Here is a 12,319-nt window from a genome sequence, read left to right on the forward strand (position 1 = left end):
TTCTTTTTCTTTGTTCTCCTTATGATATAAAACGAGGAGAACAAAGAAATACAAGGGGGGAATATGGCAAAACAATTTTTTATTTACGGACGAGTGCAAGGCGTTGGATTTCGTTACTTTACTTGGAAAGAAGCGGAAAAATTAGGAATTAAAGGTTCGGTTAGAAACCGTAATGACGGTTCCGTAGAAGTGATTGCACAGGGCGATGAGGTACAAATAAATGCGTTGGCGCAATGGTTAAAAACAGGGCCCAAAACGGCAAAAGTGGAACGAGTGATTGTAAATGAACACGCCGAAATCACTTCGGAGGATTTTTCCGTTATTCATTGATATTGGGGTATTAGCGTACAAGGCTAAAAATAAAGGCAATGGGATTAACATTGCCTTTAAATCTTTTTGCAACAGCCGACTAAGGGCTTCAGTGCATTATGCTACCGTTTGAGTCGCTTTAAGAATGAAATCTACCATTTCTTCCGGTTTAGAAACCAGTGGTGCCTGATTCGTATCCACTCCAATGATTGGAATACGTTTTGCCATCATTAATTGCGTTGTTGCCGGAATCACTTTATCTTGTTTAGCGATAAGATACCAAGACGGTTTTTCCTTCCACGCCGCAGATTGAAATGTTATACCGACAATTTTGGTATTTACCGGTTTTTGTATAATGCTCATTCGGGAGGTTTCTTCATCGCTTGTATTGGCAAACATAAGAAATTTAAAGGGGGAAAAGTGCGGTCAAAATTCCGGTTGTTTTAAGCGATTATGTCGCTTGTGAGCCGCAAAGCGACTTTGCCGTATAACCCTATACGGTTCATATAGAGTGTAAAACTTACTACATAATATCGTGATTTTATGTAGAATATGCCGATTTTTATTGAGGAGTCATTATGCGCAATCAAACCAAAATTTATCTTGAACAACTTCGGCAAACGATGCAGCGTTTAAATTTATGGCAGGCTGTGCCGCCGGCACAGGAAGCGTTTTTAAGCCAGGAACCTTTTTCGCTTGATACGATGGCGCCGGAAGAATGGTTGCAATGGGTTTTTATTCCTCGTATGCAGGCATTATTAGAAAGCGGCACACCGTTACCGAATCAAATTGCGATTTCCCCCTATATTGAAGAAGCATTGAAGGAATTTGATGAGCTTACCGCATTGCTTGCGCCTTTAGTTGCATTAGAAGAGTTATTACAAAATCAATGACATTAGAGATTTTATATCAAGACGAGTGGTTGGTTGCCGTGAATAAACCTGCAGGAATGTTGGTGCATCGTAGTTGGTTGGATACGCACGAAACGCAATTTGTGATGCAAACCCTGCGTGATCAAATCGGACAACACGTTTTTCCTATTCATCGCTTAGATCGTCCGACTTCCGGCGTATTGTTATTTGCATTAAATCGTGAGACGGCGAATTTAATGTGCCGACAATTTGAGCAAAAGACGGTGAAAAAATCTTATTTGGCGATTGTTCGCGGTTATGTACAAGGAAACGGACGTATTGATTATCCGTTGAAAATTCGGTTAGATAAAATTGCGGATAAGTTTTCCGAAGAAGATAAAGTGCCGCAAGAAGCCGTCACGGATTATGAAAGTATAAAAATCGTTGAAATGCCGTATTCGGCAGGACGCTATACGACTTCGCGTTATTCTTTGCTCCGTTTGATGCCGCATACGGGGCGAAAACATCAGTTGCGCCGTCATTGTAAACATATTTTTCATCCGATTTTGGGGGATACGCAATACGGCGATTTACATCAAAACCGTGCATTAGCGGAAAATACGGGAGGCAAGCGCTTATTCTTACATGCGGAAACCTTGCGTTTTAAACATCCTATTTGGGAACGGAAAGAAATCATCATTCAGGCTCCATTAGATGAGCAATGGCAAAATTTAATGAAAATATTCGGTTGGTAAATTATGTTAGATATTCAATTAACACACGAAGAACAGCAAAGAGCGGTTGAAAAAATCCAAGAATTGATGGCGCAAGGTATTAATAGCGGGGAAGCGATCCAAATTGTGGCGAAAGAATTGCGTGAATTATATGAAAAAGAAGATAAAAATAGCAAAAAATAAAAATTTTTGTGATCTCCATAACACTTTTTGATATTGCTTGTTGCATAAGAAAAGAAAATGTTTAAACATAGCCGACGATTTGGTGATAAGGCAATAGTCTTATTTGATTTATAAATTATAGGCGAAGCCTAAGAGGTCTGTTATGGAAATTGGTGTTGTTAAGTGGTTCAATAATGCAAAAGGATTTGGTTTTATTTCCGCAGAAGGCGTGGATACTGATATTTTTGCACATTACTCCGTGATTGAAATGGACGGTTATCGTTCATTGAAAGCAGGGCAAAAAGTGCAATTTGAAGTTATTCACGGCGACAAAGGATCTCACGCCACAAAGATTATTCCGATTGCGGAATAAAATAAGAACTGGTATTTGGTGTTCTTAAAGTTTCCTCTTCTTAGTTAATTTAAAAGGCAAGGCTCATCACCTTGCTTTTTTATTTCAGTAAATTTCTTAGGCTGCTTTTCATTGCCGACATTTGACTCTCGTATAAGGCTTTGCTTTCGCGTTCATCAATCATATAACTGATGGTTTCGGAAAGGGTCATATTCATTTTGCGTGAATATTTTGAAAGGCGCAGCCAAACCGCATATTCCAAATCAATAGATTTTTTCTTAGTGGATTGCTTTTCCGCATTAAAAAAACGTTTGCGGCGTGCGCGAATTGCTTGATCTAATTTAATGGGTAATGCGGTGGAAAGATGCTGTTTGATCCAATTTTCGATTTTTTCCGGATAATGTTGGCTTTCCAATAATTCGCTAACAATCGTCTCTTGTAGGCTTTTTTCATTGTAACGGGTGATATTTTCACCTTCGCGATGTTTACGAATAAGATAAACCCATTTCCAGTTCGCTTCTTGATTCTCGAGTTTTTGATATTTCATAATGCCGATCTTTAGTGACGTGGTAACCGTTTCAATATACGCATTTTATCGCCATTTTTCCAGTTGATTTTTACAATATCCATAAATGTGAGATAATACCCCCAATTTTACTAATGAGAAACCACCCGTGAGTTCATCTTTCTTCCAAGAACAGTCTCTTGATTGGCAAGTGTTGCAGCCAGAATTAAGCCTTACCGAAAAACCGACACAATCTCTTGATTTTTGGGCATTACAACAGAATGCTAAAAATGCGCTTTCTTTATTTTTACGAAATGCAAGCCGTTCGCTTATGCTACTAAAAGCTGATGATCAAGCGGATTATGCGGATTTATTAACATCACTTATGCGTGAAATGTTGCCCGAAGTGCGGTCGGTTTTCGGGGCGAATTATGTGGTGGAACAAGGCGATTCTTTTTCCTTTCCGCATATCAAGGTAGAACCGGCACAATCTTTAGAAGATAATTTTGCCGCCTCGGGAGAGGTATTAAGTGCGCTTTATTGCGATCAATTTCAGCTTTTCGGGAGTGTGAAAGTACATCCAAGTTCGCGAGATATTCAGCTCACACCGGGGCTGGTACATCGTGCAAACGGTGGCGTGCTGATTTTGGGGGCTTCTACATTGTTGAGCCAATTTGATTTATGGCAGCGTTTAAAACATATTTTACAAACCAAGCGATTTGATTGGTATTCTTCTCATCCTTTTAAAACCTTACCTTGCGATATTCCCGCTTATCCTATTGATATAAAAGTGATTATTTTAGGCAATCGAACAGAACTCGCCACACTTGGCGAACTAGAGGAAAATTTATACGCTTTTGCCGATTATGCGGAAATTGAAAGTTATCTTTCGGTTGCGAATGTGGAAGAGCAGAAAAATTGGGTGTCTTATGTTCGGCAAATAGCGGAAAAACAAGGGATTGAACTTGATTTTTCTGCGTTTAATAAACTTTATCAACTTTTAGTTCGCGAAAGTGAAAACCGTTTTTTGATCAATGTTTCGCCTAATACATTAAACACGATGCTGCGAAATGCTTCGATTTTAGTGCAAAAAACAAAGTTAAGTGCGGTCGATTTTGAACGTGTTTTTCAACAACAAACCGCACAACACGGATTTTTGAGAGAACAAACCTACTCGGATATTTTAAACGAGCAGGTTTATGTTGAAACCAAAGGTGAAATTGTAGGGCAAATCAACGGGCTGTCCGTGATTGAATATCCCGGTACGCCGGTAGCTTTTGGTGAGCCTTCCCGAATTAGTTGCATTGTACAATTCGGTGACGGCGAAGTGGTGGATGTTGAGCGCAAAAATGAGCTTGCCGGTAATTTACACAGTAAAGGAATGATGATTGCGCAAGCCTGTTTATCAAATATTTTAGAATTGCCCTCGCAGTTACCTTTTTCCGCTTCGCTTGTCTTTGAACAATCTTATGGAGAAATTGATGGCGACAGCGCATCTTTGGCGATTTTCTGCGTGCTTACCAGCGCTTTAGCAGACTTGCCATTGCCGCAGCATATTGCCATCACAGGATCAATCGATCAATTCGGTTTGGTGCACGCCGTAGGAGGAGTGAATGATAAGATTGAAGGTTTTTTCTCTATTTGCCAGCGCCGTGGCTTAACCGGCAATCAAGGCGTGATTATTCCAGCAACCACCATTCAGCAATTAAGCCTTTCCAATGAGGTGGTAAGTGCGGTCAAAAACGGCGAGTTTTTTATCTTTCCGGTAGAAGACATTTTCCAAACTTGCGAACTGATTTTTCAACGTGATTTATTGGAAGAAGATAAAATCTATGCCGACAATAAAACACCGATTTCCCGTTTGATCCAACATCGCCTTGATTTTAAGGCCGCACCGATAAAAAAAGGTTTGTTGGATTTTTTCCGGTTCTAAGATTTACAAAGCGCGAATTTGGGTTCGCGTTTTTTTATACGTAAAATCGACTGATTGGACAAGTTCAGCTAACAAGTGTTTTCTATTTACATTGAGTGTTATTCCTTTTAGAATGCGGAGTTATCAGTCATTTGCTGAAATTAGATTTAATTAAGGAATAAAAATGCAAAACACTTGTTCACCAAATAAAAAAGAAAGTTACACCTATGAAGATTTACTCGCCTCCGGCCGTGGTGAATTATTTGGTGCAGAAGGTCCGCAGCTTCCGGCTCCGACCATGTTAATGATGGATCGTATTGTTAAAATGACAGAAAATGGCGGCACGTTTGATAAAGGTTATATTGAAGCGGAATTAGATATTCACCCTGATTTACCTTTTTTTGCTTGTCATTTTATCGGTGATCCGGTAATGCCGGGTTGCTTAGGTTTGGATGCGATGTGGCAATTGGTCGGTTTCTTCCTCGGCTGGGTAGGAGGCAAAGGAAAAGGGCGTGCATTAGGCGTGGGTGAAGTGAAGTTTACCGGTCAAATTTTACCGACTGCAAAAAAAGTCATTTACCGCATTAATATGAAACGGGTAATTAATCGTAAATTAGTGATGGGAATGGCTGACGGAGAAGTGGAAGTTGATGGACGCGTAATCTATACCGCAACAGATTTAAAAGTCGGATTATTCCAAGATACCTCCAGTTTCTAAGATTTATAGTGAATAAAATTAAGCATACGAGCGATATTATGCAGCATTTGCATAAAACTTCTAGGGGCGTTAGGCGAAGCCGTAACGCACCGTAATGAAATTTATTGATAAATTGTTGACAGAAAGGTGCGCTACGCCTATGGCTAACCACCTTACTCCAACAAATATTTGTGATAAAGTTCTCTTTGTGTAACCGGTAATAATGCGGACATTTTATACAATAGTATGCAGAAGAGAGCATTTTTCAGGTGAAATCGAATACCTGTTATTTACTACTCCTCATCCACCACATCCGTAAAGGCGGCATTTAACAATTTCCCTAAATCTTCGGCAGCAAGTTCTACGCTTAGTCCGCGTTTTCCGCCGGAAACGTAAATAGTTTCAAAATCAAGTGCGGTTGAATTTATCACTGTTTTTATCCGTTTCTTTTGTCCGATCGGGCTAATACCTCCCACTAAATAACCCGTGCTTTTTTGAGCCGAATCTTTCTCTGCCATTTCAACTTTTTTGGCTCCGATCGCCTTCGCCGCTTTCTTCATACTGAGCATATTGGCGGTCGGTAGGACAAAACAGGCGAGTTTCTTTTGATCACCGTTTTCTGCAACAAGCAAGGTTTTAAAAGAGCGATGCGGATCAATACCTAATTTTTCGGCGGCTTCATCGCCAAAATGAGTGTTATTCGGATCGTGATCGTAACTATGCAGGATAAAAGGAAGTTTTTGTTTTTTGAGTAAATCAATGGCCGGTGTCATTTTATTTCTTGTCCTTTTTTTGTAGAATGGCGCGTTATTTTACAGCGGAGAAAAAAATGGACGCAAGCCTAAATATCGCCATTGCGGCAGAATTTGAATTATGCGAGAAAATTGCAGAAAGCCTTGAACAAAGTGCTTTAAATATCGGCAAAGTCTCAATTGTTGAGATTTATCCTTTTGGAGAAGAACAGGGCGTACGCTTTAATAATAAAAGTGTGATGCAATATTCACCGCAAGAAATGGATTGGTCGGAGATGAATTATCTCTTTTTCGCCGGTGATCTTGAACAAGCCTCGCATATCGCCGCAGCAGCGGAAAGCGGCTGCGTTGTCATTGATATGAAAGGCATATGTGCGGCATTATCTGATGTGCCGGTTGTCGTACCAAGTGTGAATGAAGCGGATCTTGTTGAATTAAGACAACGCAATATTGTCAGTTTGCCAGATCCGCAAGTTAGCCAACTTGCTTTGGCAATTTATCCTTTATTGCAAACGGCAAATATTTCGCAAATTTTTACCACGTCTTTACTTCCTGCTTCTTATCAAAATACTGATACGGTGAATAAACTTGCAGGGCAAACCGCACGCTTGCTGAACGGTATTCCGTTAGAGGAAAAAGAACCCCGTTTTGCCTTTGATGTACACCCGCAAAATACATTGTCATTATCGCAACAAATTCAAAAGATTTTTCCTCAATTAGATTCCGTGCTATTTCACGCTGTGCAAGTGCCGGTATTTTACGGAATGGCACAAAAAGTGACCGCACTTTCCGATTATAATGTAGATTTCCAGCCGCAAGAAAACGACTTTTTGCAATATCACGATAGCCTTATCACACCGGTTATCAACGGTGAAGCTGAAAGTGGGGAAGAGCAGGTAAGATTACATATCTGCGGGCTAAGTGCGGTTGAAAACGGCATTGAATTTTGGAGCGTTGCCGATGAGCAGCGTTTTAATCTTGCCCATCTTTCACTGAAGTTATTGGAAGCGATTTATCATCAAGGTTATTAATTTTAAGGAACAATTATGTTAGAACGACTTTTTAAATTGCGTGAAAAAGGTTCAACCACGAAAACCGAAATTATTGCGGGGATCACCACTTTTTTCACCATGGTTTACATTGTGTTTGTAAACCCTTCCGTTCTTGGCGATGCCGGAATGGATAAACAAGTGGTATTTGTAACGACTTGTCTGATTGCCGGGCTCGGAACGATTGCGATGGGATTATTTAGTAATCTTCCTATCGCACTAGCACCGGCAATGGGGCTGAATGCTTTTTTCGCTTATGTAGTTGTGGGAAAACTTGGTTATTCGTGGGAAATCGGGATGGGAACGATTTTCTGGGGATCGGTCGGTTTATTGCTTCTAACCCTTTTTCAAATTCGTTACTGGTTAATGGCATCGATTCCTTTAGCGTTGCGGGTAGGGATTGGCGCAGGGATCGGTTTTTTCATCGCGCTCATCGGATTTAAAAATATGGGGATTGTTGTCGCTAATCCGGCGACGTTAGTGGCTCTTGGCGATTTACATGATCCGAAAGTATTGCTCGGTATATTAGGATTTTTCATTATTATGGTATTGGCGGCACGTAATATTTTTTCCGGTGTGCTGATTTCCATTGCAGTGGTAACAGGTTTAGCATTATGGCTTGATGAATCCGTGGTGTTTCACGGTGTGATGTCTATGCCGCCGGCATTAGATGCGGTTGTCGGGAAGGTTGATCTTGCCGGCGCGTTGGATACGGCTTTACTTGGCATTATTTTTTCATTTTTATTGGTAAATCTGTTCGATTCCTCCGGTACGTTATTGGGGGTGACAGACAAAGCAGGTATCAGCGATGAAAAAGGACGTTTTCCAAAAATGAAACAGGCTTTACTGGTAGATAGTGTGAGTGCGGTAGGCGGTTCTTATATCGGTACATCTGCGATCAGTACCTATATCGAAAGCGGTGCGGGAGTTTCCGTTGGCGGACGGACGGGGTTAACGGCAGTAACCGTAGGTGTATTGTTCTTATTGACGATTTTCTTCTCGCCACTTGCCGGTGTGGTGCCGGCTTATGCCACGGCAGGTGCATTGGTTTATGTGGGGATTTTAATGGCATCCAGCCTTATTCGTGTGCAATGGGATGATTTAACGGAGGCCGCACCGGCTTTTATCACCGCTGCGATGATGCCCTTTACTTATTCCATCACAGAGGGGATTGCTTTTGGCTTTATTAGTTACTGTATTATGAAAGCTTGCACCGGTCGCATTAAAGAGGTAAATGCACCGGTTTGGGTCGTATCCATTTTATTTATTGCGAAATTTGTGTGGGTCGGTTAATTTGATGGGCGAGCGAAAAGTTCGCCCTTTTTATAACTGAATAAGTCAAGGATTTAATATGCAAAATATGCTTTTTATTATTCATTCTTCACCTTATGGCGATGAACATTTCTTCAGTGCACTACGCCTTGCGTTACAGATACAAGAGCAGCATAAAAGTGCGGTCAATTTAAAACTATTTTTAATGTCTGATGCGGTAACGGGCGGTTTGGCAAAACAGAATCCGAGTGAAGGTTATCATCTACAGCAAATGTTGGAAATTCTAACGGCGCAAGGCGCAGTTGTAAAACTTTGCAAAACTTGTACGAATGCGCGCGGCATTACCGAAGCGGCTTTAGCCGAAGGGGTAGAAATCGGCACGCTAATCGAACTTGCCGATTGGACGGTGGAAGCGGATAAGGTACTGAATTTTTAATTGAATGACTCAGTATTATATATCAGTTGCACATAGGAGAATTTTATATCCAATATTTATCGGGGAAGGGTGCGGCTTCGCCTAAGAGACCTACAATGTTTTATGCAGGTGCTACATAATACCGGAATAGCTTATGGGAACATAAGCCGTTATTTTTTCTTATTTTCCCCGCTCACAGCTTTTGCTTTTTCGTCCATCGTAACATTTATATTATGATCGACCACCACATTCATATTGATGGTGATGCCTTCCTTGGGCGTATCAAGTTGAATAGTCGGAGTACACGCCGTGAGAAGGTTGAGAGCAAATAATCCTGCAAGAAAGTGCGGTTGATTTTTAAGGTGTTTTTTCATTGTCTAATTGCTTATAAAGTTGATATTGTAAATTTTGTTCAAATTGAGCACCGTAGTCAATCATATCCCATAATTCAAAGATATTTTCTTGATGTGTGTAATTTAAGGTAATCGGGTGATGTGTCGGGTTATTGACATTGAGCCCTTTAATGCTGGTTCGTAAATTCATTTGTCCGTTTGGTGTGAGATCGATATTTGCATAAGAATCTTTAAGTTCCATTTCTTTTAGTAAATCAACCAGAATATTTTCAGTCCACCCGCCTTTTTTCAGCCCTTTAACCACTTCATCATTCAGCTTAATGCGCATTTTTCCGACTTGCGTTAAGCTGCCGTTACAAATTAAGCAGGTATTATGCTTTAACCAAAAAGGCAGTGTGGCATTTACACGCCCTTCCAAATGAATTTGATTATATTGCGCCATTGTCATTATTCGCTCAAGATTAATATGATGAAAATTGAGCGTGGCGATTTCGGTTTGTGGGAAACTTAATTTATTAATCCTTAATTCACCGTCAAATAGACCGATCTTAGCGTTATTTAAGATCAGCGGTTTTTTCTTTGAATTAGGATAACTACCGTATAACTCAAACTCACCGCTATTTAAGAATAATGCCCCTTTTCGCATATTGCCGACAGAAACTTTAATCGGCATAGTCGGTTTATTGTGCAATAGATTATTTTGATAGTGAAGAGGAAAACGGATCGTTAAATTTTCAATTTCACCGTCCGGAAACGAAATATCGGCATTGTGTAAAGCTAAATTTCCCTTCATAGCGATACCTTTATCATTAATTGTGAAATCGCTTTCCCCTTTTATATCGCCTTGGTGAATCAACCAATCCCATTGTTGCGGGAAAAGTGATTGGAACACTTTTGCCGATTGTGTTTTCCAGCTTATTTTTCCTTTTAATGTTTGATTTTCATAACGGGCAAGTAAATCAATAGGACCTAGCTGACCTGCTTTTAGATCGCCTGCAATATTAAAATGCCCGATACTTTTACCGTCTAAGCCGATACCTAAAACAGGGTTAATAAAATATCCGCCGTAATCAAATGCGATCCGCTCCGTTTTAGCTTGAATTAAACCGCGAATGTGTTGTTTTTCATAATCCCAGCGTAGACGATCTTTTAATTCAATATAAAGCGGTGCCATAGTAACGCCGTTCGTTTTTATTTTATCGGAGGAGGCATTAAGCTGATTTAATTCGATATGATCCGCTTGCCAAAAGCCGCTTCCTTTTAAGCGGATTGGGGTTTTCAGGGCATTCCAGCGGGCATTTCCTTCAATACTCCAATCCCAACGATTATCTGCGTTGAGCTCGGCATGGTGTAATTTTTGTTGCGGATCACGCAGTTCAAAGAGTGTTTTAATACCGGCAATAAATTCATCGGCTTGTCCGTCAAGTTTTATGTCGATATTGGAAAATTGTGGGGTAAAACCTTGCAATGAAGCCTGTAGCCTGCCATTCAGACCATATTTGCCGATTTGTACGTTATCAAGCGGAAGACGAACCCGAATATTGGTGTCCGCTTGTTGGTTATCCATTTTAAAAATAGAATTGGGTTGAAAGTGTAATATGGGATCGGAAAATGTACCGCCGAGCCGATAACTTAAATTGGTTTGTGCAACGGTGTTGTTGTAGCGCAAATCGCCACGGGTTTTCAGATCAAAATCGATTTGATCCCGTTTCTCACCGCCTCCTATTTTGCCTTCTTTACCTGAAATCACGATTTCCCCTTTACCTTTTTCACCAAAAGTTTGCACAATCACATTTAAATCAATATTAAAGGGCAACCAACCTTTTTGAGGCGTGCGAACCGATAAACCGAGAAAGCCTTTAATCGGTTGGTATCCGTCAAATATCCAGTAAAAATTTCCCCAAGAAATTTCTAATCCTTTCGGAGTGAAAATAAAAGGTACATCTAATAAAGGAGAATGACGGCTGAGATCCTGGGCTTTAATTAATCCGTTTTCCCCCTTCCAAGAAAGAATCGCCTCGCCTTGACTGACGGAAAAATCGGGGTGTTGCCAAGTTAATAGGACTTTACCTTCAGGTTGGGTTTGTAAGATTTCATCATTGAGTAATAGAGAAAAATCAAGGTGATAATGCTGTTTTTCTTCCGGTTGATAATTTGTCTCGCCAAGCCACTGAAAATGTCCGTTTTGCAGCTGTAATGTGGAATGATGATCCATAATGACACCATCATTCTTCTTCGCGGAAAAACTTAAATGAAATTGATTATTTTGATAATGAGCGATAGCGGAAAGCTCCGCATTGAATAAATTTTGAAAAAGCGACGGGGTGATAGCTTCGGCATTGCGTAATTTTATATGATGAATGTCAAGCTCGGATTGCGGAAGAGAGGCGAAAAGTGCGGTCAATTTCAGTGAGTTTTTTTCGCTGTTATCCGGCAGGGTTTGAATACAAGCATAGTCCGCCAAGCCTTCTTCAATCGTTAAACGAGGCGTAAACCAGCCTTGTAAGCGGAGATCTTTAAATTCAACTAAGGTGCATTGAGCGGTTTTGAGTTGAGCATAAGGAAGCGATAATCCTTCGGCATTTAATGTCCAATTCTCCGATAATTGCAGTGAATATTCCGGCATAAGAAAATAATTTGCCAAACGTTCCGCCTGTTTAGGGGAAAGCCACCAAGGCAGGCTTATAATTCCTGCCAAAAGTAAAGCACCAACCAAGGCAAAACCTCTACCTTTTCGCATATTTCCTCAATGATTTTACTGATTTTTCGGCGGCATATTGTAACGAAATCTTTACTCGGAAAAAATCAATTTTATTTACTATATACATAGCCAAAGCCGCTATTAGTCCCTAAAATATCCACATTCGATTTTTTCGGTATTATGTATCCCCTGTAGGGTGGGCAACTTGTTGCCCACCATTGAAATGTTTTCATTGAATCGGTGGGCAAAAAATTT

15 protein-coding genes are annotated in these 12,319 nt (G+C 40.4%); 10 read left to right on the forward strand and 5 right to left on the reverse strand.

The window, feature by feature from the left end; translation table 11 throughout:
- The first annotated feature begins 63 nt into the window (after window positions 1-63).
- On the forward strand, window positions 64-330 hold the full coding sequence (locus IHV77_RS11155) for an acylphosphatase (protein WP_194812016.1): 267 nt from the start codon (window positions 64-66) through the stop codon (window positions 328-330).
- A 96-nt stretch (window positions 331-426) separates the two neighbouring features.
- Here the strand turns inward: IHV77_RS11155 and IHV77_RS11160 are convergent, their stop codons facing one another.
- Window positions 427-672, reverse strand: coding sequence for a hypothetical protein (locus IHV77_RS11160; RefSeq protein ID WP_194812017.1), 246 nt, complete (start codon window positions 670-672; stop codon window positions 427-429).
- A gap of 215 nt (window positions 673-887) precedes the next feature.
- Between IHV77_RS11160 and IHV77_RS11165 the strand changes: the two genes are divergently transcribed.
- From IHV77_RS11165 to cspD, 4 genes are all read left to right on the forward strand, one after another.
- Window positions 888-1,202 carry a YqcC family protein gene (locus tag IHV77_RS11165; protein ID WP_194812018.1) on the forward strand — a complete coding sequence of 105 codons (315 nt, stop codon included), beginning with the start codon at window positions 888-890 and terminating at the stop codon, window positions 1,200-1,202.
- A complete protein-coding gene (truC, locus tag IHV77_RS11170; protein ID WP_194812019.1) occupies window positions 1,199-1,915 on the forward strand; it encodes a tRNA pseudouridine(65) synthase TruC in 717 nt (238 codons plus the stop codon). The genes IHV77_RS11165 and truC overlap by 4 nt, the downstream gene beginning before the upstream one ends.
- 3 nt (window positions 1,916-1,918) lie before the next feature.
- On the forward strand, window positions 1,919-2,077 hold the full coding sequence (locus tag IHV77_RS11175) for a YoaH family protein (protein WP_194812020.1): 159 nt from the start codon (window positions 1,919-1,921) through the stop codon (window positions 2,075-2,077).
- A gap of 142 nt (window positions 2,078-2,219) precedes the next feature.
- The gene (gene cspD / locus IHV77_RS11180) at window positions 2,220-2,429 is read left to right on the forward strand and encodes a cold shock domain-containing protein CspD (RefSeq protein ID WP_194812021.1); all 210 of its coding nucleotides are present in this window, start codon (window positions 2,220-2,222) and stop codon (window positions 2,427-2,429) included.
- Between the two features lie 79 nt (window positions 2,430-2,508).
- On the opposite strand, the gene matP is transcribed toward cspD, so the two are convergent.
- The gene (gene matP / locus IHV77_RS11185; protein ID WP_194812022.1) at window positions 2,509-2,955 is read right to left on the reverse strand and encodes a macrodomain Ter protein MatP; all 447 of its coding nucleotides are present in this window, start codon (window positions 2,953-2,955) and stop codon (window positions 2,509-2,511) included.
- A gap of 127 nt (window positions 2,956-3,082) precedes the next feature.
- Between matP and IHV77_RS11190 the strand changes: the two genes are divergently transcribed.
- Together IHV77_RS11190 and fabA are read left to right on the forward strand one after the other, a co-directional pair.
- On the forward strand, window positions 3,083-4,846 hold the full coding sequence (locus IHV77_RS11190) for an AAA family ATPase (protein WP_194812023.1): 1,764 nt from the start codon (window positions 3,083-3,085) through the stop codon (window positions 4,844-4,846).
- A gap of 163 nt (window positions 4,847-5,009) precedes the next feature.
- Window positions 5,010-5,543: a 3-hydroxyacyl-[acyl-carrier-protein] dehydratase FabA gene (fabA, locus tag IHV77_RS11195; protein ID WP_194812024.1), complete on the forward strand. Its 534-nt coding sequence runs from the start codon at window positions 5,010-5,012 to the stop codon at window positions 5,541-5,543.
- Window positions 5,544-5,815: 272 nt separating this feature from the next.
- On the opposite strand, the gene ybaK is transcribed toward fabA, so the two are convergent.
- Window positions 5,816-6,295: a Cys-tRNA(Pro) deacylase gene (gene ybaK / locus IHV77_RS11200; protein ID WP_194812025.1), complete on the reverse strand. Its 480-nt coding sequence runs from the start codon at window positions 6,293-6,295 to the stop codon at window positions 5,816-5,818.
- A gap of 56 nt (window positions 6,296-6,351) precedes the next feature.
- On the opposite strand from ybaK, the gene IHV77_RS11205 reads away from it, so the two are divergent.
- From IHV77_RS11205 to IHV77_RS11215, 3 genes are read left to right on the forward strand one after another with little or no spacing between them, the layout of a single operon-like run.
- Window positions 6,352-7,305 carry an oxidoreductase gene (locus IHV77_RS11205; RefSeq protein WP_194812026.1) on the forward strand — a complete coding sequence of 318 codons (954 nt, stop codon included), beginning with the start codon at window positions 6,352-6,354 and terminating at the stop codon, window positions 7,303-7,305.
- A 15-nt stretch (window positions 7,306-7,320) separates the two neighbouring features.
- Entirely contained in the window at window positions 7,321-8,616 is a 1,296-nt protein-coding gene (locus IHV77_RS11210) for an NCS2 family permease (RefSeq protein WP_194812027.1), read from the forward strand.
- A 58-nt stretch (window positions 8,617-8,674) separates the two neighbouring features.
- Window positions 8,675-9,031: a DsrE/DsrF/TusD sulfur relay family protein gene (locus IHV77_RS11215; RefSeq protein WP_194812028.1), complete on the forward strand. Its 357-nt coding sequence runs from the start codon at window positions 8,675-8,677 to the stop codon at window positions 9,029-9,031.
- Between the two features lie 149 nt (window positions 9,032-9,180).
- Here the strand turns inward: IHV77_RS11215 and IHV77_RS11220 are convergent, their stop codons facing one another.
- Both IHV77_RS11220 and IHV77_RS11225 read right to left on the reverse strand, forming a co-directional pair.
- Window positions 9,181-9,384, reverse strand: coding sequence for a YnbE family lipoprotein (locus IHV77_RS11220; protein WP_194812029.1), 204 nt, complete (start codon window positions 9,382-9,384; stop codon window positions 9,181-9,183).
- Window positions 9,368-12,103 (reverse strand): YdbH family protein, encoded by a 2,736-nt coding sequence (locus tag IHV77_RS11225; protein ID WP_194812030.1) that lies wholly within the window; start codon window positions 12,101-12,103, stop codon window positions 9,368-9,370. Before IHV77_RS11225 ends, IHV77_RS11220 begins: the two co-directional genes overlap by 17 nt.
- Window positions 12,104-12,319: the final 216 nt, after the last annotated feature.

Origin of the sequence: Rodentibacter haemolyticus, assembly GCF_015356115.1 — a bacterium.
GTDB classification, from domain to species: Bacteria; Pseudomonadota; Gammaproteobacteria; order Enterobacterales; family Pasteurellaceae; genus Rodentibacter; species Rodentibacter haemolyticus.

Coding starts and splice junctions, on each gene's coding strand:
- IHV77_RS11155 (WP_194812016.1), top strand. CDS start 64: ATGGCAAAACAATTTTTTATTTACGGACGAGTGCAAGGCGTTGGATTT.
- IHV77_RS11160 (WP_194812017.1), bottom strand. CDS start 672: ATGAGCATTATACAAAAACCGGTAAATACCAAAATTGTCGGTATAACA.
- IHV77_RS11165 (WP_194812018.1), top strand. CDS start 888: ATGCGCAATCAAACCAAAATTTATCTTGAACAACTTCGGCAAACGATG.
- truC (WP_194812019.1), top strand. CDS start 1,199: ATGACATTAGAGATTTTATATCAAGACGAGTGGTTGGTTGCCGTGAAT.
- IHV77_RS11175 (WP_194812020.1), top strand. CDS start 1,919: ATGTTAGATATTCAATTAACACACGAAGAACAGCAAAGAGCGGTTGAA.
- cspD (WP_194812021.1), top strand. CDS start 2,220: ATGGAAATTGGTGTTGTTAAGTGGTTCAATAATGCAAAAGGATTTGGT.
- matP (WP_194812022.1), bottom strand. CDS start 2,955: ATGAAATATCAAAAACTCGAGAATCAAGAAGCGAACTGGAAATGGGTT.
- fabA (WP_194812024.1), top strand. CDS start 5,010: ATGCAAAACACTTGTTCACCAAATAAAAAAGAAAGTTACACCTATGAA.
- ybaK (WP_194812025.1), bottom strand. CDS start 6,295: ATGACACCGGCCATTGATTTACTCAAAAAACAAAAACTTCCTTTTATC.
- IHV77_RS11205 (WP_194812026.1), top strand. CDS start 6,352: ATGGACGCAAGCCTAAATATCGCCATTGCGGCAGAATTTGAATTATGC.
- IHV77_RS11210 (WP_194812027.1), top strand. CDS start 7,321: ATGTTAGAACGACTTTTTAAATTGCGTGAAAAAGGTTCAACCACGAAA.
- IHV77_RS11215 (WP_194812028.1), top strand. CDS start 8,675: ATGCAAAATATGCTTTTTATTATTCATTCTTCACCTTATGGCGATGAA.
- IHV77_RS11220 (WP_194812029.1), bottom strand. CDS start 9,384: ATGAAAAAACACCTTAAAAATCAACCGCACTTTCTTGCAGGATTATTT.
- IHV77_RS11225 (WP_194812030.1), bottom strand. CDS start 12,103: ATGCGAAAAGGTAGAGGTTTTGCCTTGGTTGGTGCTTTACTTTTGGCA.